This window comes from Streptomyces sp. NPDC085946 (genome assembly GCF_044540485.1).
Lineage (GTDB): Bacteria > Actinomycetota > Actinomycetes > Streptomycetales > Streptomycetaceae > Streptomyces.
The window spans coordinates 26,679-48,768 of sequence record NZ_JBITSF010000014.1; the positions used below are offsets into that span (position 1 = coordinate 26,679).

Consider the following 22,090-nt stretch of genomic DNA (forward strand, 5'->3'; position numbering starts at 1 on the left):
GCCCTGTGCCCCGGTGGCGCCGTGGGGTGCGGGCGGTGGTCCCGGTCGCCCCGGTGGGTGCCGGGGCGGGGTCGGCGGCCCCGGGCGGCGGCGCGGACGCCGTCCCTCTCGGGGCACCGGCGACTTGGCTCCGGTAGGTCCCTGACCTGGGGCGCTTCCCGGAATCGGCGCCCTGTGCCCCGGTGGCGCCGTGGGGTGCGGGCGGTGGTCCCGGTCGCCCCGGTGGGTGCCGGGGCGGGGTCGGCGGCCCCGGGCGGCGGCGCGGAGGCCGTCCCCTCGGGACGCCTGCAACTCGGTCCCGGCAACGCCCTGACCTGCGGACCTTTCCTCGGACCGGGTCGCGCGCCCGTGCGGCGGACGCGCCCCGGCGCCTTCTCCCCCCACCCCCGGCGGGACGAGGTCCCCGGCCGCCGTGCCCGTCGGCCCGGCGTTCGCCGGTGGGCGGAGCCGTTACGCTGGATGCGTGGCAGTCGTCGATGTATCCGAAGAGCTCAAGTCCCTCTCCTCGACCATGGAGTCGATCGAGGCCGTTCTGGACCTCGACAAGCTGAGGGCAGACATCGCCGTGCTCGAGGAGCAGGCGGCCGCGCCGTCCCTGTGGGACAACCCGGACGAGGCGCAGAAGATCACCAGCAAGCTCTCCCACCTCCAGGCCGAGGTCAGGAAGGCGGAAGCGCTGCGCGGGCGGATCGACGATCTCGCCGTGCTCTTCGAGATGGCCGAGGAGGAGGACGACCCGGACACCCGGGCCGAGGCCGAGTCCGAGCTCGCCGCCGTCAAGAAGGCGCTGGACGAGATGGAGGTCCGCACCCTCCTGTCCGGCGAGTACGACTCCCGCGAGGCGCTCGTGAACATCCGCGCCGAGGCCGGCGGTGTCGACGCCGCCGACTTCGCCGAGAAGCTCCAGCGCATGTACCTGCGGTGGGCCGAGCAGCGCGGCTACAAGACCGAGCTCATCGAGACGTCGTACGCCGAAGAGGCCGGCATCAAGTCGACCACCTTCGCCGTGCAGGCGCCCTACGCCTACGGCACCCTCTCCGTCGAGCAGGGCACGCACCGCCTGGTGCGCATCTCGCCCTTCGACAACCAGGGACGCCGCCAGACCTCCTTCGCCGGTGTCGAGGTGCTCCCCGTCGTCGAGCAGTCCGACCACGTCGAGATCGACGAGTCCGAGCTGCGCATCGACGTCTACCGGTCCTCCGGCCCAGGCGGCCAGGGCGTGAACACCACCGACTCCGCGGTGCGCATCACCCACCTCCCGACCGGCATCGTCGTCTCCTGCCAGAACGAGCGCTCGCAGATCCAGAACAAGGCCACGGCGATGAACGTCCTCCAGGCCAAGCTGCTGGAGCGCCGCCGCCAGGAGGAGCAGGCCAAGATGGACGCCCTCAAGGGCGACGGCGGCAACTCCTGGGGCAACCAGATGCGTTCGTACGTGCTGCACCCGTACCAGATGGTCAAGGACCTGCGCACCGAGCACGAAGTGGGCAACCCCGAGGCCGTGTTCAACGGTGAGATCGACGGCTTCCTGGAGGCCGGGATTCGCTGGCGCAAGCAGCAGGAGAAGTAGAGCGAAGCGCGCACAGCGCTTTGTCGACAAGACAACTGCCGCCCGATGGGCGGCAGTTGTGTTTATGTCTGGGTTTTACATCACACTCACAGGCGCCAAGTCACCGTAAAGCAGCCGTACATGGACATCGCGTACGCAACGGCCTTGACGGCGCTCCGGAAAATCGGAAGGGTGAACGGTGGCATGCGTTATGTCTGGGGCGCATGTGAACCGGGGGGCTCTTCATCGCAGCTACCTCCGTCGATCACGGCCCCGAGCGCCGCCTCTCTGACACTCAGCTACTGGGGGTAGCAACCACATGACCAAGAAGACGCGGATCCGCGTCGCGCGCATCGCGGCCGGCGCCGTGATCGCCGCCGGTGCCTCGCTGACCGCCGCGGGCGCGGCCTCCGCCGCGGAGTCCGAGGACTGCCTGCTCGGCGTCCTGTGCGCCGACGAGTCGCCGACTCCCACCACCCCGCCGACCGAGCTCCCCACCGACCCGCCGACCGAGCTCCCGAGCGACCCGCCGCCGTCGACGGAGCAGCCGCCGACCGACCTGCCCACCGACCCGACCGAGGACCCCACCGAGCCCGAGGACCCGATCGAGGAGCCGACCACCGAGCCGTCCGCCCCGGGCAACGGGAACGGCAACGGCAACGGCAATGGGAACGGCAACGGCAACGGGAACGGCACCGGTGGCGGGAACGCCGCCGACCCCGACGGCGGCTCCGGCACCTCCACCCAGGAGCAGGGCTCCTCGGCCCTCACCGACACCGGCTCGGACACCGTGACCGCCGGGACCGGCACGTCGGCCCAGGGCAACGGCGCGGAGCTCGCCGAGACCGGTGCCGCGCAGACCACCTTCCTGGTCATCGGTGCCGCGACGATGATCGCCGGTGGCGTCGGCTTCCGTGTGCTGCCGCGCCTGATGGGCGGCCGCGGCGGCGCCGCCGCCTGAGCGCGGTCACGCGCCCGCGCGGCACACGCGCACCAGGGGCCCGGAGCGTCTCGCTCCGGGCCCCTGTGGCGTGTACGGAGGGGTACGGCGGCCCGCGCCCGCCGGCGGGCGGATACGGCGGCTTACGCGGTCTGGTGCGCCAGCAGTGCGACCGCCGCGACCAGCACGGCCAGCAGCGCGATCAGCGTCATCGGGTTCAGCCCCGCGAAGAAGTTCTCCTGCTGCAGCCGCTCGCGGTTCGCCCGGCATACGGGGCACCGGCCCTCGTTCACGGGCGCCGCGCAGTTCGCGCACACCAGCCGGTCGTACGTCATGCGCTTCGCCCTCCTTGCACCGGTTTCCCTGTACCTCAACGCTCACGGTGCCGCGAACGTTCCCCCTCCACTGTGCCAGGTTCCTCCGAAGGGTGCGCGGCCCGCTGCGAGAGGCGTACGGCACAAAAGGCACAACCCGCACGCAACCCTGACCGGTGACTGCGGGGCCCTCCCCGGTTCGCGTATGGTCACGCTCATCTACCCCCGGCGACCCGTGGTGCATCCGTGATCCGATTCGACAACGTCTCCAAGGTCTACCCCAAGCAGAACCGCCCCGCCCTCAGGGATGTCTCCCTGGAGGTCGAGAAGGGCGAGTTCGTGTTCCTCGTGGGGTCCTCCGGCTCCGGAAAGTCCACCTTCCTGCGGCTGATCCTCCGCGAGGAGCGGGCCAGCCACGGGCAGGTGCACGTCCTGGGCAAGGACCTCGCGCGCCTCTCCAACTGGAAGGTGCCGCACATGCGCCGCCAGCTGGGGACGGTGTTCCAGGACTTCCGTCTCCTGCCCAACAAGACGGTCGCCGAGAACGTCGCCTTCGCGCAGGAGGTGATCGGCAAGTCCCGCGGCGAGATCCGCAAGTCCGTGCCGCAGGTGCTCGACCTCGTCGGGCTCGGCGGCAAGGAGGACCGGATGCCGGGCGAGCTGTCCGGCGGTGAGCAGCAGCGCGTCGCCATCGCGCGGGCCTTCGTCAACCGGCCCAAGCTGCTGATCGCCGACGAGCCCACCGGCAACCTCGACCCGCAGACCTCGGTGGGCATCATGAAGCTGCTGGACCGCATCAACCGGACCGGTACGACCGTCGTGATGGCCACCCACGACCAGAACATCGTGGACCAGATGCGCAAGCGCGTCATCGAGCTGGAGAAGGGCCGCCTCGTCCGCGACCAGGCACGCGGCGTCTACGGCTACCAGCACTGACCCGCGCCGAGACAGCCGTCTGCTGACCGTCCACGGAAAGGCCTGAACAACACGCCATGCGCGCCCAGTTCGTACTGTCGGAGATCGGTGTGGGTCTCCGTCGCAACCTGACGATGACCTTCGCCGTCATCGTCTCCGTCGCCCTGTCGCTCGCCCTGTTCGGCGGGTCGCTCCTGATGAGCGACCAGGTCAACACGATGAAGGGCTACTGGTACGACAAGGTCAACGTCTCGATCTTCCTCTGCAACAAGAGCGACGCGGAGTCCGACCCCAACTGCGCCAAGGGCGCGGTCACCGAGGACCAGAAGAAGCAGATCCGCGCCGACCTGAAGAAGATGTCGGTGGTCGACTCGGTGACGTACGAGTCGCAGGACGAGGCGTACAAGCACTACAAGGAGCAGTTCGGCGACTCGCCGCTGGCCGCCTCGCTCACGCCGGACCAGATGCAGGAGTCGTACCGCATCAAGCTGAAGGACCCGGAGAAGTACCAGGTCATCGCGACCGCCTTCGACGGGCGCGACGGCGTGCAGTCCGTGCAGGACCAGAAGGGCATCCTGGACAACCTGTTCGGGCTGCTGAACCTGATGAACCGGGCGGCGCTCGGCGTGATGGCGCTGATGCTGGTCGTCGCGCTGCTGCTGATCGTCAACACCGTGCGCGTCTCCGCGTTCAGCCGCCGCAGGGAGACCGGCATCATGCGGCTGGTCGGCGCCTCCGGCTTCTACATCCAGGCGCCGTTCATCATGGAGGCCGCCGTCGCCGGCCTCATCGGCGGCTGCCTGGCCTGCCTCTTCCTGGTCGTCGGACGGTACTTCACGATCGACCACGGCATGGCCCTGTCCTCCAAGCTCAACCTGATCAACTTCGTGGGCTGGGACGCCGTGGTCACCAAGCTGCCGCTGATCCTCGCGGCGAGCGTCCTGATGCCCGCGTTGGCCGCGTTCTTCGCGCTGCGCAAGTACTTGAAGGTGTGACGCATGCCAAGAAGGGCCGTGCGGTCAACGAGCCGTACGGCCCTTCACGTTGTCCTAGACTCACCGGCATGTCAGGTCGTGACCTGTTCTGTCAGCCCCGCCGCGTACGCCGCGGGGCCGCCCTGACCTTGGTGTTCGCCAGTGTGCTCGCCGCCGGTGCCGCCACGGGCGCGCTGCCCGGGGCCGATCGCGAACCCGCACCGGACCCGACCCGCCAGGCCGCGCCCGCCGGACCCCACGCGGACGTCGCCAGGGCGGCCGAGGAGGCCCTCGCCGACGGCAAGTCCCCCGTGGAGGCCGCCCGGCGGGCCGTCAGCCGCAGCGGCGACCGGTGGGGCGCCGTCTACTCGCCGGACGAGTACGAGGACGTCGAGGACGCCCTCGACGGCCGGTACACCGGCGTCGGCCTGTGGGCGCGGCGCGAGCGGGACGGCCGGATCGAGGTGACGAAGGTGCGGGCCGGATCGCCCGCCGCCGACGCCGGGATCCGCGCCGGCGACCGGCTGCGCAGCGTCGACGGTCACGAGGTCGACGGGCGGCCCGTCACCGAGGTCGTCTCCTTACTGCGCGGTGACGCCACCGACGAGCCCGCCGGCACCACGGTCCGCCTCGGCCTGGAGCGCGGCACGCGCGCGTGGGACGTCACCCTGCGCCGGGCCCGCCTGTCCACCGAGTCGGTGGCGGTCCGGGAACTCCCCGGCGGGATCACCGTCATCAGGGTCGACACGTTCACCAAGGGCAGCGGCGACCGGGTGCGCACCGCCGTGCGGCGGGCCCCGGCCGACGCCGGGATCGTCCTGGACCTGCGCGGCAACTCCGGCGGCCTGGTCGACGAGGCCGTCACCACCGCCTCCGCCTTCCTCGACGGCGGGCTCGTCGCCACCTACGACGTCGAGGGCGAGCAGCGCGCCCTGCACGCCGAGGGCGGCGGCGACACCGGCCGGCCCCTGGTCACGCTGGTCGACGAGGGCACCATGAGCGCCGCCGAGCTGCTCACCGGCGCCCTGCAGGACCGCGGCCGCGCGATCGTCGTCGGGACGCGCACCTTCGGCAAGGGCTCCGTCCAGATGCCGGGCCGGCTGCCCGACGGCTCCGTCGCCGAGCTCACCGTCGGCCACTACCGCACCCCCTCCGGCCGCAGCGTCGACGGCCGCGGCATCACGCCCGACCTGGAGGCCGACGAGGGCGCCCTGGAGCAGGCGGAGACGGTCCTGAGCGGCATAGGGGACCCGCGCTAGCGTCCTGCGCCCGCCGCATCAATCGGCTTCCCTCACACCCCCCGCGTAGTGCGAAAATGGCGGCACTATGAGCAAGGGAATGTACGTACCCAAGGAGTCCCAGCCCAAGCAGGGCGGCGGGGGCGGCAAGGCCAGGGACGGCGAGAAGGGCGGCCAGCGCAAGATCGTCGCCCAGAACAAGAAGGCCCGGCACGACTACGCGATCATCGACACATACGAGGCCGGGCTCGTGCTCACCGGCACCGAGGTCAAGTCGCTCCGTGAGGGGCGGACCTCGCTGACCGACGGCTTCGTCCAGATCGACAGGGGCGAGGCGTGGCTGCACAACGCCCACATCCCCGAGTATCACCAGGGCAGCTGGACCAACCACTCCGCGCGCCGCAAGCGCAAGCTGCTGCTGCACCGGGAGGAGATCGACAAGCTGGAGTCCAAGGCCCAGGAGACGGGGCACACGATCGTCCCGCTGGCCCTGTACTTCAAGGACGGCCGCGCCAAGGCCGAGATCGCCCTGGCGCGCGGCAAGAAGGAGTACGACAAGCGCCAGACCCTGCGGGAGAAGCAGGACCGCCGGGAGTCGGAGCGCGCCATCGCGGCGGCGAAGCGGAAGCAGCGGGCCGTCTAGCCCGGGGCCGCCCGGCCCCAAGGCCGTCCGGCCCGGAGCCGGCCGGTCCCGGGGAATGCGCTGGCCTCGGCGTGCGTTGGTCACGTATCATGAGGGAACCACCGGCCGGACCGGTGGGCGGATTGAAAAATCAACATGGGGATGATCGGTTTCGACAGCGGCTGTCGAAGCAGGGGAAGCGTGTCGAGGAAGCGGCCATGATCTCGTAAACCACAGGCCGAAAAAAATAATCGCCACTGTTAAGAGCGATTCTCCCAAGGCGACGCAGTTCGCCCTCGCTGCCTGATCAGGTAGCTAGGCGACTGCCCCTTACTTAAGGGAGTGTCAGCCCGGGGCTGTTCCCGACCCGGATCCTGGCATCAGCTAGGGAACTAAACCTTGATCCCGGTCACGGGGTGAAGAGGGAAACCGCACAGTGACTGGGCCCGTCGGAGACTTGTCCGCGTGATCTCCGGGGCCGAGAAAAGCGAAGCGGACTGCACACGGAGAAGCCCTGGTTCCGCACCGTTGGACGCGGGTTCGATTCCCGCCATCTCCACAGTCTCCATGTCACGAGGGCCCGGTGGTCTACAACCACCGGGCCCTCGTCGTGTTTGTGGTGCCCCGGCACATATCGAGGGGTGGTTCACGCTTCTACCGTCCTTCCCCATGACCCAGACCGGAGCCGCACGCCGCCGCACCGCCCCGGCGACCCTGCTGGTCGCCCTGATCACCGCCCTGATCACCAGCCTCCTCACCCCCGGCCGGGCCGCCGCGGCCTCCCTCCAGGAGGTCACCGCCTTCGGCACCAACCCGGGCGCGCTGCGCATGTTCCGCCACGTGCCCGACGGGCTGCCCGCCGGACGCCCCGTCGTCGTCGCCCTGCACGGCTGCACGCAGAACGCCGCCGGGTACGGCACCGGCAGCGGATGGCTCCGGCTCGCCGACCAATGGGGCTTCTCGGTCGTGCTGCCGCAGCAGCAGAGCGCCAACAACGCCTCCGCCTGCCTCAACTGGTTCCAGACCGGCGACATCCAGCGCGGCGCGGGCGAGGCCGCCTCCATCGCGCAGATGGTCGACCGGCAGCTCGCCGACGCCTCGGCGGACGCGTCCCGGGTGTACGTCACCGGCCTGTCCGCCGGCGGCGGCATGACCGCCGTGATGATGGCGGCGTACCCGGAGAAGTTCGCGGCCGGCGGGATCGTCGCCGGGCTGCCCTACGGGTGCGCGCAGGCCGCCGGGTCGCCGTACGTGTGCATGTACGTCGGCGCCACCCAGACCGCCCGGCAGTGGGGCGACCGGGTGCGTGCCGCCCGGCCCGGGTACGCCGGGCCCTGGCCGCGGCTCACCGTCCTGCACGGCACCGCCGACCACACCGTCAGGCCCGTCAACATGACCGGCCTGGTCGAGCAGTGGACCGACGTGCACGGCGCCGACCGGGCCGCGGACGTCACCGACACCGTCGGCGGGTACCCCCACCAGGTCTTCCGGGGCCCGGCCGGTGACACCGTCGTCGAGACCTACGCCCTCACCGGCATGGGCCACGGCCAGCCCGTCGACCCCGGCACCGGGACCGAGCAGTGCGGGACGGCCGGGGCGTACCTCCTGGACGTGAACCTGTGCGCCGCGTACCGGCTCGGCCGGGCCTGGGGACTCGGCTGACCCGGAACCCCCCGGGCCCCCGGCACCGCGCGCGGCCCCGGCACGTCAGGCCGTGCGCGGTGCCGTGCTCGCCCGTTCGGTCAGCCGGGGCGCCAGCAGCGTGGTCCCGGGCACGGGCGTCCCGCCCAGCTTGCGCATCAGCAGCTCCACCGCCCGCGCCCCCAGCTCGGCGGACGGCAGGCCCACCCCGGTGACGGGGACGCGCAGCGAGGCGGCGAGCTCGTCGGGGCAGACGGCCGTCACGGACAGGTCGCCGGGCACCCGCAGCCCGAGCTGCCCGAACGCGTCGATCAGCGGCTCCAGCAGCGGCTCGTTGTGCACGACGACCCCGGTCAGCGCGGGCTGCTCGCGCAGCAGCCGCTCGGCGACGCGGCGGGCGGCGTCCGGCCCGGTGCCGCACGGGTGCACCGCCGAGGCCAGCCCGTGCCGGTCGGCGGCGGCCGTGAAGCCCTGCACCAGCCGCTGCGCGAACGCGGTCCGCCGCACGTACACCTCCGGCGGCGAGCCGACCAGCGCCACCACCCGGTGCCCGAGCCGCGCCAGGTGCTCCACGCACCTTTCGCCCGCCGCCCGGAAGTCCAGGTCGACGCAGGTCAGCCCGTCCGGCTCGGCGGGGAAACCGATCAGCACCGAGGGCCGGTCCAGGGACCGCAGCAACGGCAGCCGGGGGTCCCGCAGCTCGACGTCCATCACGATCAGCGCGTCCGCCAGCGCCGTGTCCACCACCCGCCGCAGCCCCTCCTCGCCCTCCTCCTGGGTGAGCAGCAGCACGTCGTGGTCGTGGGCCCGGGCGGTGGTGACCACCGCGACCGCGCACTGCATGACGACCGGCACGTGGATCCCCGCGCGCAGCGGGACCACCAACGCCAGCACGTTGGACCTGCTGCTGGCCAGGGCCCGGGCACCGGCGTGCGGGCGGTAGCCCAGCTCGCGGACGGCCGCCTGGACGCGCCGCCGGGTCTCCTCGGAGATCGGCCGCTTGCCGCTCAGCGCGTACGACACGGTGCTGGGGGAGACCCCCGCGCGCCGCGCCACGTCCGTGATCTTCACCATCGGTCCAGCTCCAGGGAGAGGAAGCCGGTGCCCGCCGGGGCCCGCACCGCGCGCTCGCCCGCGGCCAGCCCCCAGGGCGCCGCCGGGTCGTCGCAGGACGCCCGCAGGGTGTCGCCCTCGCGCACGACGGTGAAGGTCACGTCGCCGACCGGCACCGTCACCTGGTCGCCCCGCCGCAGGCCGTACGCCCGCAGGGTGACCCCGTCGGCGTGGTCGTAGTCGGGCCGGTCGTCCACCGCGCCCAGCGGGAGGACCGCGCCGGGCCGGACCAGCAGCGGCACGCTCCCGAAGCCGTGCCGCTCGCGCACCCAGCGCGGCCCCGTCACCGTCCGGCCGGTCAGGAAGTGGGTCCAGGTGCCCTCGGGCACGTAGTACGCGACGTCCCCGTCGTCGGAGAAGACCGGCGCGACCAGCAGGTCGGGCCCGAGCATGTACTGCCGCTCCAGGTGCGCGCACCCCGGGTCGTCCGGGAACTCCAGCACCATGGCCCGCATCACCGGCACGCCCTCGGTGTGCGCGGTGCGGGCGGCCCCGTACAGGTAGGGCATGAGCCGCAGCTTCAGCCGGGTGAACCGCCGCAGGACGTCCACGGCCTCCTCGTCGAAGAGCCACGGCACCCGGTAGGAGGAGCTGCCGTGCAGCCGGCTGTGGGAGGACAGCAGCCCGAAGGCGATCCACCGCTTGAACAGCGCGGGGGTCGGGGTGCCCTCGAAGCCGCCGATGTCGTGGCTCCAGAAGCCGAAGCCGGACAGCCCCAGCGACAGGCCGCCGCGCAGCGACTCGGCCATCGACGCGTACGTCGCCTCGCAGTCGCCGCCCCAGTGCACCGGGAACCGCTGGCTGCCCGCCGTCGCCGACCGGGCGAAGACGACGGCCTCCTCCTCGCCGCGGTGCCTGCGCAGCACCTCGAAGACCGTGCGGTTGTACATGTACGTGTAGTAGTTGTGCATCCGCTCCGGGTCTGAGCCGTCGGACCAGGCCACGTCGAGGGGCACCCGCTCGCCGAAGTCGGTCTTGAAGCAGTCCACGCCCTGCTCCAGCAGCGCCTCCAGCTCGGCCGCGTACCAGTCGCGGGCGGCCGGGCTGGTGAAGTCGACCAGGGCCATGCCCGGCTGCCACAGGTCCCACTGCCAGACCGCGCCATCCGGCCGCTTCAGCAGGTGCCCGAGCGCCCTGCCCTCGGCGAACAGCGGGGAGCGCTGCGCGATGTACGGGTTGATCCACACGCACACCCGCAGGCCCCGCTCCTTCAGCCGGGCCAGCATGCCCTCGGGGTCCGGGAACACCCGCGGGTCCCACCGGAAGTCGCACCAGTGGAACTCGCGCATCCAGAAGCAGTCGAAGTGGAAGACGGACAGCGGCAGTTCGCGCTGCCGCATGCCCTCGATGAAGGAGGTGACGGTCTCCTCGTCGTAGGAGGTGGTGAAGGACGTCGACAGCCACAGGCCGAAGGACCAGGGCGGCGGGAGCGCCGGGCGGCCGGTGAGGGCGGTGTACTTGCGCAGGATCTCCTTCGGGGTGGGGCCGTAGACGACGTAGTACGTCAACCGCTGTGTCTCCGCGCTGAACTGGACCCGGGAGACGACCTCCGAGCCGACCTCGAAGGAGACCCTGCCGGGGTGGTCGACGAAGACGCCGTAGCCCGCGTCGGTCAGGTAGAAGGGGACGTTCTTGTAGGCCTGCTCGGTGGCCGTGCCCCCGTCGGCGTTCCAGACGTCGACGGCCTGGCCGTTCTTCACCAGGGGACCGAAGCGCTCGCCCAGCCCGTAGACGGCCGTGCCCACCCCCAGGTCGAGCTGCTCGCGCAGGTGGTGGGCGCCGGAGGCGTCCCGCAGGATGGCCGTGCCCCGGGTGCCGCTGGAGGTGAGCGTGCGGCCGCGGGCGAGGAAGCCGACGTGCCAGGGGCCGGTGCGCGCCACCCGGACCGACAGCGCGCCGGAGGTCAGGGTCGCGTGCGCGTCGTCGTACGCGATCTGCGGGGCGCCGTCCCCGGTGCGCACCTCGAAGGCGGGGCGGCGGGGCGGCTCGCCGTCGAAGTGGGTGAGGGTGACGCCGATGACGTCGGGCATCGGCGCGTGCACGCCGACCGTCACGACCGGTCCCTTCAGCAGGTCGCCGCGGTGGCGGACGGGGTGGGTCGGCGCGTGGATCTCCAGCGTGCCGTCCCGTGCGGTCACGTCGAGCACCTCGGCCGGGTAGGCGGCGGTGACGCCCTCGCGCAGCAGCCAGTAACCGTCGGTGAACTTCATGGGGGGTCCTCATTTCACGGCACCCACGGCGATGCCGCGGGTGAGGGTCCGCTGGAACAGGAGGAAGAACACGAGCGCGGGGAGCACGCCGAGCAGGGCGGCCGCGTTGGTCATCGTGGCGTCCATCAGGCGCTGGCCCTGGAGCACGCCGAGGGCCACCGACACCGTCTGGTTGTCGTTGGAGATCAGCATGACCAGGGGGAGCAGGAACTCGTTCCAGGTCCAGACGAAGAAGAGGACCAGGAGCACGCCGAGGGTGGGGCGGCTGACGGGGACCACGATCCGCCACAGCACCTGCCACGTGCTCGCCCCGTCGATCCGGGCGGCCTCGACGATCTCGCGCGGGAACCGCCCCAGCACCGACGACAGCAGGTAGGTGCCGAAGGCCGCCTGGAGCACGGTGAAGACGATGACCACGCTGAGCCGGGTGTCGTACAGCCCGGCCTGCTTGCTCAGGAAGTAGACCGGGTAGACCAGCGACTCCTGCGGCAGCACGTTCGCCAGCACGAAGAACGCCAGCACCCAGGTGCGGCCCCGGATCCGGCCGATGCCGATCGCGTACGCGGTCAGCACCGACAGGCCGGCCGCCAGGACCGCCACCGAGCCGCTGATCAGCACGGAGTTGAGGAGCTTCTGCCCGTAGTCGACGCGTTCCCAGAAGTCCGTCAGGCCGTCCAGGTAGAGGCCGTCGGGCAGGGCGAGCGGGCCGCCGCGGGCGTACTCGGCCGGTGACTTGACCGCGTTGACCGCCACGACGACGAACGGCAGCACCATGAACAGGGCGGCGACGCACAGGGCGGCGAACACGGGGGAGCGGCGCAGGGCGGCCGTCATGTGCGGATCCCTTCCTCCGCGTCCTCCGCCCGGGTCTGGAACCTCAGCCCGACGAGCGAGAGCACGAGGACGATCACGGTGAGGACGGTGGACATCGCGGCGCCGTAGCCGACCTGGGTCTTCTCGAAGAACGTGGTGAAGGAGAAGTACGACGGCACGTCGGTGGCCCCGCCCGGGCCGCCCTTGGTCAGCACGTACACCGCGCCGAAGACCTTCAGCGCGGCGATCGTGCACCAGGTGAGCACGACGTACGTCTCGGGCCGGACCTGCGGCAGGGTGATGTGCCGGAAGCGGCGCCACCAGCCGGCGCCGTCCAGCTCGGCCGCCTCGTACAGCTGCGGGTCGACGCGTTGCAGCCCCGCCATGAAGACCACCAGCGGGAAGCCGATCTGGACCCAGACCATGACGCCCATGACGCTGTACAGCGCGAGGTCGGGGTCGCCCAGCCAGTCCTGCCGCCAGGAGCCGAGGCCGACCGCCTCCAGCAGCGCGTTGAGGGAGCCGTCGTCGGGGGCGAGGATCCAGCTCCAGACGATCCCGGCGACCGCGACGGGCAGCACCTGCGGGAGGTAGAAGCAGGCGCGCAGGACGGCCACCGTCCGCGGCCCGGCGTGCTTGCCGACGTAGTCGAACAGGACGGCGGCCAGCACCAGTCCGATCGCCGTGGGCACGACGGCCATCGCGACGACCATGAACAGGCTGTGCCGGAAGGACGCCCAGAACGCCCCGTCGCCCGCCAGCTCCCGGTAGTTGGCGAGCCCGGCCCACGCCGGGCGGCCCACGCCCTGCCAGTCGGTGAGGCTCACGCCCGTGTTCATCAGGAACGGCACGACGACGACGGCGAGGAAGGCGAGGGCGCCGGGGAGCAGGAACAGGGCGTAGCCGTCGCGGGGGCGGCGGCGCGGGCGGCCGGGTGCGGGCCGGCCGGCCGCCCGGGCGGTGTGCCGTGCGGCGGTCGCCGTCATCGCTTCGGGACGCCCTTGTCGTAGGCCTCCTGCAGGGCGGTGAGGACGTCGTCCGGTTCCGCGGTGCCCGTGATCAGCTTCTGCGTCTCGGAGACGAGGACGTCGTAGAAGCCGGGGACCGGCCAGTCGGGGTAGAAGGCCAGGCCGTCCCGCCGGGAGAGGGTGTCGAAGTCGGCGATCAGCTGCCGGGACCGCGGGTCGGTGACGGCGTCCGCGTCGGCCGCGACCGGGACCCCGCCCTTGTTCCCCAGCAGGTTCTGGATCCTCTCCGACAGGGTGATGTCGATGAAGTCGTAGGCGAGCTCCTTGTTCTCCGCGCCCTCGGGGACCACCCAGAGGTTGCCGCCGGAGCCGAGGGTGAGGTCGGTGCCGGGCCACAGGAAGGTGCCCCAGTCGAAGTCCGCCTCCGCCCGGAAGCGGCCGTACCACCAGCTTCCGGAGAACAGGACCGGCGCCTTGCCCCGGACGAAGGAGACGCCGGCGTCCTCGGCCTTCGTACCGCTGGACGTCTTGCCGATGTACCCCTTCTCCACCCAGTCGGCGAAGGTCTCGGCGCCGTACGTCCAGGCCGCGTCGTGGAAGTCCGTCCTGCCCCGGTACAGCTCGTAGGCGTCCACCCAGGAGCGGTCGGCCCTGCTGAGCGCCAGCTGGTACAGGTACTGCTGGGCCATGTACTCGGCGCCGGCGTTGGCGAGCGGCGTGATGCCCGCGTCGACGAACGCGTCCAGGGCGGCGGTGAAGTCGGCGAAGGTCTCCGGCTCGGCGACGCCGTGCTCGCGGAACAGGTCCTTGTTGTAGAAGACCAGCGTGTACTCGGCGTAGTTGGGGACGCCGTACCACGCGCCGGAGCCCATGACCCCGTCCTCGTCGTACAGGCTGGTGGCGCGCACCCCCGCGCTCAGCTTCTCGTCCCAGCCGCGCTTCGCGGCCTCGGGGGTGAGGTCGGTGAGGAGGCCCTGCTTCGAGAGCAGGCCCGCCGTGGCGTTGCCCTTGTTGTACTCCATGAGGTCCGGGGCGTCGGAGGAGTTGAGCACCATGGGCGCGGTCTTCTGGATCTGCTCGAAGCCCTTCTCCTCGAACTCGACCGTCACGCCCGGGTGGGTCCTCTCGAACTCCCGGACCGCCTCGGCCCAGGCCTGGCCCATCGCGCTGTCCGGGCCCTCGTAGTGCCACAGCCGCAGCGTCCGGCTGCCGGAGGAGCCACCGTCCGAGCCACCGCAGGAGGCCATGAGCAGTGATCCCGCCAGGACCACCGCCGCCGCCACCCCGCGCCTTCGTGCCGTCAACATCTCGTGCCTCCACATGGGGGTCGGAGGGGAGGGTCGGGCACCACGCAGCGTCATCGAACGGTTCGATACGTGGTGTCGAAGCGCTTCGACGGGGGAAGGTAGGGGGTGGCTCCGGGGGCGTCAATGGATCGCGCAGAGATTGCGCAGAGATCGGTGAAGCGATTCGACGCGTCGAGCGCGCGGGACGGGCGGACCCCGGCAGGTCAGCGGCGGGCCGCCGCCAGCCCGATCAGCAGCGCCACCGCCGCCGCCGTCACGGGCACGCCGAAGCCGGCCGCCGCCGAGGCGTGCTCCGCCGTCCAGCCGCCGACCGCGCTGCCGCAGGCGATCCCGCCGAGCAGGCCGGTCACCGCGAGGCTCATGCCCTCGTTGAGGCGGCCCGGCGGCGTCCACTGCTGGACCAGGGCCATGGTGGTGACCATGGTGGGGGCGGTCGCCATCCCGGCCACCAGCAGCGCGCCCGCGAGCAGCAGGAGCGAGCCGGTCAGGGCCGCCGCGAGCAGCGGCAGCGTCATCAGGGCCGTCATCGCGGCCACGCACCACACCAGCCGGGTGCGCGCCGGCCCGGCCGGCCGCACCGCCCCGTACACCAGGCCGGCCGCGCAGGAACCGGCCGCCTGCAGGGCGAGCACGGCACCGGCCGCCGCCTTGTGCCCCTGCGCGTCGGCGAACGCGATCGTGACGACCTCCATCGCCCCGAACACCGCGCCCGTCGCCAGGCAGACGGCGAGCAGCGCGGGCATGCCCGGCGCGCGCAGCGGCGACCCGGCCGCCCGCGTCCGGCCCCGGGGCGGCGGCTCGGTCGAGCGCTGCGCCGCGAACAGCAGGACGCCGGTCACCATCAGCACCGCGCCGGCCAGCGTGCCCGCCTCCGGGAAGAACGTCCCGCACAGGAAGGCCGCGAGCACCGGACCCAGCATGAAGCACAGCTCGTCGGCGGCCTGTTCGAAGGAGTTCGCGGTGTGCAGGGCCTTCGGGTCGCCCTCCAGCAGGTGGGCCCAGCGCGCCCGGGACATGCCGCCGGTGTTGGGGGTGGTGGCGGTGGCGGCGTACGCGGCGAACAGGGTCCAGTCGGGCGCCCCGCGGTGCACGCACAGCACCAGGGCGAGCGAGCCGAGGGCGGCGACCACGGTGGCGGGCACGGCGACCCGGGCCTGGCCGTGGCGGTCGACGAGCCGGGCGGTCCACGGCGCGACCACCGCGGTCGCCGCCAGCCCGGTCGCCGTGACCGCCCCGGCCAGGGCGTACGAGCCGCGCGCGCCGGCGATCATGATGACCGCGCTCACGCTGAACATGCCCATCGGGAGCCGGGCGATGAGATTGCCCAGGGTGAAGGCCCGGGTGCCCGGCAGGGCGAAGAGGCGGCGGTACGGACCGGCGGGGCGGGGGCGGGCGCTGCTGCGCGGACGGAAGTCGGCGATGACCAGGCTGTCGCCGGTGACGGTGCGGAGCGGGGCGGCGGACGGGGTCGGGCGCGGGGCGGACTGCGGCATGGCCCCACCGTCGCCCGGGGCGGGCCGGGGGGTCCAACACCTTCTCGCTACCGATTCACGCACGTGCGTTGTAAGTTCACCGGATGTCCGGCACCCCCGCGCTCCGCGCCCACCTCGACCCGCGCCTGCTGCGCGCCTTCGTCACCGTCGCCGAGGAACTGCACTTCACCCGCGCCGCGACCCGCCTGTACGTCGCCCAGCAGGCGCTCAGCCGGGACGTGCGGCGCCTGGAGCGCGAGCTGGGCGCCGACCTGTTCGTGCGCACCACCCGCCAGGTGACCCTCACCGCCGACGGCGAGCGGCTGCTGCCGTACGCCCGCCGGGTGCTCCAGGCGCAGGACGAGCTGCTCGCCGCCTTCGGGCAGGCCCGTCCGCTGCTGGTCGACCTCAACTCCCCGGGCCTGCTCACCCCGCGCCGCGTGCTGCACCGGGCCCGCGAGCTCGCCCCCGAGCACGAGCTGATGGCCCGCTACGAGAGCGGCCTGACCGGCGCCGCCGGCGAGCTGCTCGCGGGCCGCCTCGACGCCTCCTTCGGCCGGTACGCGGGTCTGGCCCCGGCGCTGCGGGCGGGCCTGGACCACCAGCCCGTGCGGTACGAGCCGATGGCCGTCGTCCTGCCCGAGGACCACCCGCTGGCCGCGCTGCCGCGGGTGCCGCTCGGCGCGCTGGCCGGCGAGCCCGTCTACGCGGGCGCCGGGAACCCGCGCACCCCGGAGTGGACCGACCTCGCGCGGCTGCTGTTCGCGGGGCGGGGCATCGAGGTGGCGTCGCCCGCCCCGCTGGCCGTGGGCGAGGAGGAGTTCCAGCGGATCATGGCCCGGACGCGCTGCCCGATCCTGGCGGTGGTGGACTTCCCGCCCCTGCCCGGCACCGTGCTGCGGCCGCTGGTCGACCCCGTCCCGCTGTCACCGGTCTCGCTGGTGTGGCGCAAGGGGCTGGTCCACCCCGCGTTCGACGCGCTCCGGCGGGCGGCGGCCCAGGTCGCGGCCGAGGAGGGCTGGCTGAGGCGACCTGCCGGGGGATGGATTCCGGCCACTGACGCCGCTCTTATGTCGCCTTGAGGTCCTAATGTCGTCTCACTATTGACACGAATCGGCACAGCGCAAACACATGTCCCGTCCGTGCGCTACATTCGATGCCTGAGCACGGTGTGATAAACGGGGCGCTCGGAGCGGGTGGGGGCCCGGTCCGGCGGCGAGTGCTCGAGTCGCGTGCGCGCCCGTACCGTCCCGTGGGGGGAAGCGCGCGCGTGAACAATTGGCGAGAAGACGCCCAACCGGTCTGGCCCGAGGTCGCATCCGCGACCAGGAGGATCCCGGCCGACACCAGAGACCGCAACCGGCGGGAGACCCAGGTCTTCCCGGCCGGCGGTGCCGCCCCGGCGGACGGCGATCCGGCCGCCGCGACGGACCGGACGACACGTCTGCCCTCCGCCGCGGCCGAGACGCAGCTGCTGCGGGGCATCCCCCGGCAGAGCGAGAACGAGCCCGACACGGAGCTGCTGTCCTCCCTCATATCCGAGGCCAGGACCCGCCCCTTCCCGGCGCCCGCCGACCGCCCCACCGTCCGCGACCCCTGGCAGGAGGACGCCGGCGCCGCCGGTCACACCCACGACCCGCACGAGGTGACGGTCCAGCTCGACGCCGTGCAGCTCGGCGACGGGCTCCTGCGGCAGGCGCCGGGCCGGCCGGCCGGCACGCCCGAGCCGTCCTCCGACGGACCCGTCTTCGTCGACGCGTCCGGCCGCCGCAGCCGCCGCTTCCGCCGCATCGGCATGGCCGTCGGCCTCGCCTGCGCCGGCTACGCCGTCGTCATCGTCTCCACGGTCCTGTCCGGCAACTCCAACGCCCCCTGGCTGCCCGTCCCGGGCCAGCAGGACGACCGGCCCGCCGGCCAGGTCGACACCTCCCCGCAGCCCGCCGAGCCGGCACCGCCCACCGGCACCGGCACCACCCTGCCGACCGGCACGCCCACGGCCGGCGCCACCGCCGTCCCGTCGTCCGGCACCGGCGCCACCGCTCCCGGCGCCACCGCCGGCCCCGCCGCGCCGGACGCGTCCGCGGACCCGGCCGCGACCCCGGTCCGGCCCACCGCGTCGAACGCCCCGGGCACCGGCGTGACCGACCCCACCCCGGCGAAGCCCTCGGCCGCGCCGACCACCCCGGCCCCCGATCCGACGCCCACGGACGTGGCCACCACCGCCCCGGCCGACCCGTCCGGAGGCACCGACGGCGCCGGCACCGACACGGTCGCCGAGGGCCAGGTCACCCCGCAGCCCGTCGCCGAGAGCCCCGCCGCACCGCCGGCCCCGACCGTCCCCCTCGCACCGTCCCCGGAGTACGTCCTCTGATGGCACCCCGCACCCGCCGTCGTCCCGGGCACGCAGCCCGCGACGGCTCCCGGCGCCGCCGCCTGCCCATGCGCCTGCTGCTGCCGGTCCTCGTCCTCGTCGCCCTGATGGCGATGCTCATGCTGCGCGGGTTCGTGCACAGCGAGATCCTGGCGGACCACCGGGTCCAGCCGCCCGCGGCCAAGGACAAGGTGCCGCAGGAAATCCTCAAGGGCGGACCGGTCATCGACACGCGCACCGGTCGCGCGGAAAGCCTCAGTCTGCCCGACCACCGTCTCGTCCTCACCTTCGACGACGGGCCCGACCCGGAGTGGACGCCCAAGGTATTGGACGTGCTGAAGAAGCACGACGCGCACGCCGTCTTCTTCGTCACCGGCACCATGGCCTCGCGCTATCCCGAGCTGGTCAAGCGGATGGTCGACGAGGGCCACGAGATCGGCCTGCACACCTTCAACCACCCGGACCTCTCCTACCAATCGAAGAAGCGCATCGACTGGGAGCTGTCCCAGAACCAGCTCGCCCTCGCCGGCGCGGCCGGGATCCGCAGCTCCCTGTTCCGGCCCCCCTACTCCTCCTTCGCCTACGCCATGGACAACAAGTCCTGGCCGGTGACGGAGTACATCGGCTCCCGCGGCTACATCACCGTCGTCAACAACACCGACAGCGAGGACTGGCGGAAGCCCGGCGTGGACGAGATCATCCGCCGCGCCACTCCGAAGGACGGCGCGGGCGCCATCGTCCTGATGCACGACTCCGGCGGCGACCGCCGGCAGACCGTCGAAGCCCTCGAGATCTTCCTGCCGCAGCTCGACGAGCAGGGGTACAAGTTCCAGAACCTCACCGAAGCCCTGAACGCGCCGAGCGCGCACTCCCAGGTCACCGGCCTCGAACTGTGGAAGGGCAAGGCCTGGATCGTTCTCGTCAAGGCCTCGGAGAACATCACCGACGTCCTGGTCGTCGGCCTGGCCGCCATCGGTGTCCTGGTCTTCGCTCGCTTCGGTCTGATGCTGCTGCTGTCCGGCCTGCACGCGCGCCGGACCCGGCGCCGTGGTTTCCGTTGGGGCCCTCGACCGATCACCGAACCGGTGTCGGTGCTGGTCCCGGCATACAACGAGGCGAAGTGCATTGAGAACACGGTCCGCTCCCTGACACAGAGCGATCACCCCATCGAGGTCATCGTCATCGACGACGGCTCCAGCGACGGCACCGCGCGGATCGTCGAGGCGATGAATCTGCCCAACGTGCGAGTGGTGCGCCAGCTCAACGCCGGAAAGCCCGCAGCCCTCAACCGGGGTGTGGCGAACGCGCGTTACGACCTGATCGTGATGATGGACGGCGACACGGTGTTCGAGCCGTCCACCGTCCGGGAGCTGGTCCAGCCCTTTGCCGATCCAGGAGTCGGCGCGGTGGCGGGCAATGCCAAGGTCGGCAACAAGGACACCCTCATCGGCGCCTGGCAGCACATCGAGTACGTGATGGGCTTCAACCTCGACCGCAGGATGTACGACGTGCTGCGCTGCATGCCGACGATCCCGGGCGCGGTGGGAGCCTTCCGGCGGTCCGCCCTCGAACGGGTCGGTGGCATGAGCGACGACACCCTCGCCGAGGACACCGACATCACCATGGCGCTGCACCGCGACGGCTGGCGCGTGGTGTACGCGGAGAACGCCCGCGCCTGGACCGAGGCCCCCGAGACGGTCCAGCAGCTGTGGTCCCAGCGCTACCGCTGGTCGTACGGCACCATGCAGGCCATCTGGAAGCACCGCCGAGCGCTGGTCGACAAGGGCCCCTCGGGACGCTTCGGCCGGGTGGGCCTGCCGCTGGTGTCCCTCTTCATGATCATCGCGCCGCTGCTGGCGCCGCTCATCGACGTGTTCCTGATCTACGGCCTGGTCTTCGGCCCGACGCAGAAGACGATCGTGGCCTGGCTGGGTGTCCTTGCCATCCAGGCGGTCTGCGCGGCGTACGCCTTCCGGCTGGACCGGGAACGCATGACCCACCTGATCTCGCTGCCCCTCCAGCAGATCCTCTACCGCCAATTGATGTACGTGGTCCTGCTCCAGTCCTGGATCACCGCGCTGACCGGCGGTCGCCTGCGGTGGCAGAAGCTCCGGCGCACCGGTGTGGTGGGCGCGCCGCCGCCCGGCGCCGTGCAGCAGCCCGCGGCGATGGGAAGCAGGCCGGTCGGATGAGCACCTCACCTTCGCAGGAAGTCTGGAACGTGACCGTGACCCCGGCTCCGACGAGCACGGACAATTTCACCGAGCAGCCCTCGCCCGAGCCGGAGCGGCGCGGGCCCGTACGCGACCGGTACTTCGACTTGCTGCGGGCGGTCGCTCTTTTCCGCGTCGTGCTCTACCACTTGGTGGGCTGGGCATGGCTGCCGGTGGTCTTCCCGTCGATGGGCGTCATGTTCGCGCTCGCGGGCAACCTCATGGCGAAGTCGCTCAAGAAGCGCCCGCCCCTGGGCGTCGTACGGGGCCGCATGCGTCGGCTGCTGCCGCCGCTGTGGCTGATGGGCGCGATCGGCGTGACAGGGATGCTCCTGCAGGGCTGGGGACCGAACGACGAGGGGCACCCCGGCTGGTGGTGGTTCCACCTCGTCTACTGGGTCCTGCCGCTCAGCGACCCGCCGTACGCCGAAGGGCTGCCGGGCATCCACGGCATCCTCGGCGAGAACTGGGCCACGGACTTCGCCGGCCCGCTGTGGTACATCCGGGCCTACCTCTGGTACGTCCTGCTCTCGCCGTTCCTGCTGCGTGCCCTGCGCGCGCTGCCGTGGGCGACGATCCTCGCGCCGATCGCCCTGTCGGCCGCGTTCACCTACGGATACATCAACATCCCCGGCGAGCGCATCCCGTCCGCGCTCACGGACTTCAGCACCTTCGGTGCCTGCTGGATCCTGGGCATGGCTCACCAGGAAGGCATCCTCAAGCGCCTGCCCCGCTATGTCATCCCCTCGGTGGCTCCGGTGATCGCCTGCCTGGGGCTGTGGTACGCGGTGGCGCACGGCTTCAAGACCGGCTACGACCTGGACTCGATTCCGTTCGCTCAGGCCGTCTGGTCCTTCGGCACGGTGCTGTTGCTCCTGCACGTCAGCCCGTCCTGGACGGACTGGCCCCGCTGGCTGCGCCGGTGGGACCGGCTGATTACGCTGCTCAACTCCCGAGCGGTGACTATTTATCTCTGGCACAACGTCTGCATCCTCGTCGCCGCCACACTGTGGGATCAGCTGTGGGGGTTCGACGTGATGTGGCAGCACTTCTCATGGCTGCTGGAAAGCCCGTGGCCGGTTCTTGCACTCGCCTGGGTGTTCATCGCCAGCTGCATTGTCTGGTTCGGGTGGGCTGAGGACCTGGCGGCGAAGAGAAAACCGCAGTTGTGGCCGGACGGCTCGGCACAGGGCCGCAAGCGGTCGCAGGCCGGAGCGCATCGCGTCTGACACCAGCACTTGGGCCAGAAGGGCCGCCCGGTACTCCGGGCGGCCTATTTTCATTTACTGGCTCAATAAATGGCTGGAACTGCCATTGTTGTACAACGCTTCATGTGCTGAATGAGGAACTCGGGAGGGCGACTTGCCTGATTGATCAGTCACAGCAGAATTCTGTCCTTTCGTTGGCGGTTAGGTCGATATCTTCTGACG

The 22,090-nt window shown here is 71.8% G+C and carries 18 protein-coding genes and 1 other RNA gene; 12 read left to right on the top strand and 7 right to left on the bottom strand.

What is annotated here, in order from left to right; genetic code table 11:
- Nucleotides 1-463 precede the first annotated feature (463 nt).
- Nucleotides 464-1,570, top strand: a complete 1,107-nt coding sequence (gene prfB / locus ACIF8T_RS25660) for a peptide chain release factor 2 (protein ID WP_400038441.1) — start codon at nt 464-466, stop codon at nt 1,568-1,570.
- 298 nt (nt 1,571-1,868) lie between these two features.
- Nucleotides 1,869-2,510 (top strand): LPXTG cell wall anchor domain-containing protein, encoded by a 642-nt coding sequence (locus tag ACIF8T_RS25665; protein WP_400038442.1) that lies wholly within the window; start codon nt 1,869-1,871, stop codon nt 2,508-2,510.
- A gap of 122 nt (nt 2,511-2,632) precedes the next feature.
- On the opposite strand, the gene ACIF8T_RS25670 is transcribed toward ACIF8T_RS25665, so the two are convergent.
- Nucleotides 2,633-2,824: a hypothetical protein gene (locus ACIF8T_RS25670; RefSeq protein WP_400038443.1), complete on the bottom strand. Its 192-nt coding sequence runs from the start codon at nt 2,822-2,824 to the stop codon at nt 2,633-2,635.
- 225 nt (nt 2,825-3,049) lie between these two features.
- Here ACIF8T_RS25670 and ftsE point away from each other — a divergent pair, with 225 nt between their 5' ends.
- The 6 genes from ftsE (at nt 3,050) to ACIF8T_RS25700 (ending at nt 8,214) form a co-directional block, all read left to right on the top strand.
- On the top strand, nt 3,050-3,739 hold the full coding sequence (gene ftsE, locus ACIF8T_RS25675; protein ID WP_190202671.1) for a cell division ATP-binding protein FtsE: 690 nt from the start codon (nt 3,050-3,052) through the stop codon (nt 3,737-3,739).
- Between the two features lie 56 nt (nt 3,740-3,795).
- Nucleotides 3,796-4,713: a permease-like cell division protein FtsX gene (ftsX, locus tag ACIF8T_RS25680; protein WP_400038444.1), complete on the top strand. Its 918-nt coding sequence runs from the start codon at nt 3,796-3,798 to the stop codon at nt 4,711-4,713.
- Nucleotides 4,714-4,781: 68 nt separating this feature from the next.
- Nucleotides 4,782-5,951: a S41 family peptidase gene (locus ACIF8T_RS25685; RefSeq protein ID WP_400038445.1), complete on the top strand. Its 1,170-nt coding sequence runs from the start codon at nt 4,782-4,784 to the stop codon at nt 5,949-5,951.
- A gap of 79 nt (nt 5,952-6,030) precedes the next feature.
- On the top strand, nt 6,031-6,573 hold the full coding sequence (gene smpB / locus ACIF8T_RS25690; RefSeq protein ID WP_400038579.1) for an SsrA-binding protein SmpB: 543 nt from the start codon (nt 6,031-6,033) through the stop codon (nt 6,571-6,573).
- A 137-nt stretch (nt 6,574-6,710) separates the two neighbouring features.
- Nucleotides 6,711-7,114: a transfer-messenger RNA gene (gene ssrA / locus ACIF8T_RS25695) on the top strand.
- Between the two features lie 107 nt (nt 7,115-7,221).
- Nucleotides 7,222-8,214, top strand: coding sequence for an alpha/beta hydrolase family esterase (locus tag ACIF8T_RS25700; RefSeq protein ID WP_400038446.1), 993 nt, complete (start codon nt 7,222-7,224; stop codon nt 8,212-8,214).
- A gap of 45 nt (nt 8,215-8,259) precedes the next feature.
- Here ACIF8T_RS25700 and ACIF8T_RS25705 read toward each other — a convergent pair whose 3' ends face one another.
- The 6 genes from ACIF8T_RS25705 to ACIF8T_RS25730 form a co-directional block, all read right to left on the bottom strand.
- On the bottom strand, nt 8,260-9,267 hold the full coding sequence (locus ACIF8T_RS25705; protein WP_400038447.1) for a LacI family DNA-binding transcriptional regulator: 1,008 nt from the start codon (nt 9,265-9,267) through the stop codon (nt 8,260-8,262).
- The gene (yicI, locus tag ACIF8T_RS25710) at nt 9,261-11,516 is read right to left on the bottom strand and encodes an alpha-xylosidase (RefSeq protein ID WP_400038448.1); all 2,256 of its coding nucleotides are present in this window, start codon (nt 11,514-11,516) and stop codon (nt 9,261-9,263) included. The genes ACIF8T_RS25705 and yicI overlap by 7 nt, the downstream gene beginning before the upstream one ends.
- 9 nt (nt 11,517-11,525) lie before the next feature.
- Nucleotides 11,526-12,350 carry a carbohydrate ABC transporter permease gene (locus tag ACIF8T_RS25715; RefSeq protein WP_400038449.1) on the bottom strand — a complete coding sequence of 275 codons (825 nt, stop codon included), beginning with the start codon at nt 12,348-12,350 and terminating at the stop codon, nt 11,526-11,528.
- Entirely contained in the window at nt 12,347-13,315 is a 969-nt protein-coding gene (locus tag ACIF8T_RS25720) for a carbohydrate ABC transporter permease (protein ID WP_400038450.1), read from the bottom strand. The genes ACIF8T_RS25715 and ACIF8T_RS25720 overlap by 4 nt, the downstream gene beginning before the upstream one ends.
- Nucleotides 13,312-14,604, bottom strand: coding sequence for an ABC transporter substrate-binding protein (locus ACIF8T_RS25725; protein WP_400038451.1), 1,293 nt, complete (start codon nt 14,602-14,604; stop codon nt 13,312-13,314). The genes ACIF8T_RS25720 and ACIF8T_RS25725 overlap by 4 nt, the downstream gene beginning before the upstream one ends.
- Before the next feature lie 203 nt (nt 14,605-14,807).
- Nucleotides 14,808-16,097, bottom strand: a complete 1,290-nt coding sequence (locus tag ACIF8T_RS25730; RefSeq protein WP_400038452.1) for an MFS transporter — start codon at nt 16,095-16,097, stop codon at nt 14,808-14,810.
- An 83-nt stretch (nt 16,098-16,180) separates the two neighbouring features.
- Between ACIF8T_RS25730 and ACIF8T_RS25735 the strand changes: the two genes are divergently transcribed.
- The 4 genes from ACIF8T_RS25735 (at nt 16,181) to ACIF8T_RS25750 (ending at nt 21,889) form a co-directional block, all read left to right on the top strand.
- Nucleotides 16,181-17,158, top strand: a complete 978-nt coding sequence (locus ACIF8T_RS25735; protein ID WP_400038453.1) for a LysR family transcriptional regulator — start codon at nt 16,181-16,183, stop codon at nt 17,156-17,158.
- A gap of 188 nt (nt 17,159-17,346) precedes the next feature.
- Nucleotides 17,347-18,447: a hypothetical protein gene (locus ACIF8T_RS25740; protein WP_400038454.1), complete on the top strand. Its 1,101-nt coding sequence runs from the start codon at nt 17,347-17,349 to the stop codon at nt 18,445-18,447.
- A complete protein-coding gene (locus ACIF8T_RS25745; RefSeq protein WP_400038455.1) occupies nt 18,447-20,639 on the top strand; it encodes a glycosyltransferase in 2,193 nt (730 codons plus the stop codon). The genes ACIF8T_RS25740 and ACIF8T_RS25745 overlap by 1 nt, the downstream gene beginning before the upstream one ends.
- Nucleotides 20,636-21,889 (top strand): acyltransferase, encoded by a 1,254-nt coding sequence (locus ACIF8T_RS25750; protein WP_400038456.1) that lies wholly within the window; start codon nt 20,636-20,638, stop codon nt 21,887-21,889. The genes ACIF8T_RS25745 and ACIF8T_RS25750 overlap by 4 nt, the downstream gene beginning before the upstream one ends.
- The last annotated feature ends 201 nt before the right edge of the window (nt 21,890-22,090 follow it).

Bases quoted from the DNA above. Each gene is read 5' to 3' on its own strand.
- ACIF8T_RS25730 (WP_400038452.1), bottom strand. From the start codon at position 16,097: ATGCCGCAGTCCGCCCCGCGCCCGACCCCGTCCGCCGCCCCGCTCCGC.
- ACIF8T_RS25750 (WP_400038456.1), top strand. From the start codon at position 20,636: ATGAGCACCTCACCTTCGCAGGAAGTCTGGAACGTGACCGTGACCCCG.
- ftsX (WP_400038444.1), top strand. From the start codon at position 3,796: ATGCGCGCCCAGTTCGTACTGTCGGAGATCGGTGTGGGTCTCCGTCGC.
- ACIF8T_RS25720 (WP_400038450.1), bottom strand. From the start codon at position 13,315: ATGACGGCGACCGCCGCACGGCACACCGCCCGGGCGGCCGGCCGGCCC.
- ACIF8T_RS25735 (WP_400038453.1), top strand. From the start codon at position 16,181: ATGTCCGGCACCCCCGCGCTCCGCGCCCACCTCGACCCGCGCCTGCTG.
- yicI (WP_400038448.1), bottom strand. From the start codon at position 11,516: ATGAAGTTCACCGACGGTTACTGGCTGCTGCGCGAGGGCGTCACCGCC.
- ACIF8T_RS25715 (WP_400038449.1), bottom strand. From the start codon at position 12,350: ATGACGGCCGCCCTGCGCCGCTCCCCCGTGTTCGCCGCCCTGTGCGTC.
- ACIF8T_RS25700 (WP_400038446.1), top strand. From the start codon at position 7,222: ATGACCCAGACCGGAGCCGCACGCCGCCGCACCGCCCCGGCGACCCTG.
- smpB (WP_400038579.1), top strand. From the start codon at position 6,031: ATGTACGTACCCAAGGAGTCCCAGCCCAAGCAGGGCGGCGGGGGCGGC.
- ACIF8T_RS25685 (WP_400038445.1), top strand. From the start codon at position 4,782: ATGTCAGGTCGTGACCTGTTCTGTCAGCCCCGCCGCGTACGCCGCGGG.
- ACIF8T_RS25705 (WP_400038447.1), bottom strand. From the start codon at position 9,267: ATGGTGAAGATCACGGACGTGGCGCGGCGCGCGGGGGTCTCCCCCAGC.
- ACIF8T_RS25665 (WP_400038442.1), top strand. From the start codon at position 1,869: ATGACCAAGAAGACGCGGATCCGCGTCGCGCGCATCGCGGCCGGCGCC.
- ACIF8T_RS25725 (WP_400038451.1), bottom strand. From the start codon at position 14,604: ATGTTGACGGCACGAAGGCGCGGGGTGGCGGCGGCGGTGGTCCTGGCG.
- ACIF8T_RS25745 (WP_400038455.1), top strand. From the start codon at position 18,447: ATGGCACCCCGCACCCGCCGTCGTCCCGGGCACGCAGCCCGCGACGGC.
- ACIF8T_RS25670 (WP_400038443.1), bottom strand. From the start codon at position 2,824: ATGACGTACGACCGGCTGGTGTGCGCGAACTGCGCGGCGCCCGTGAAC.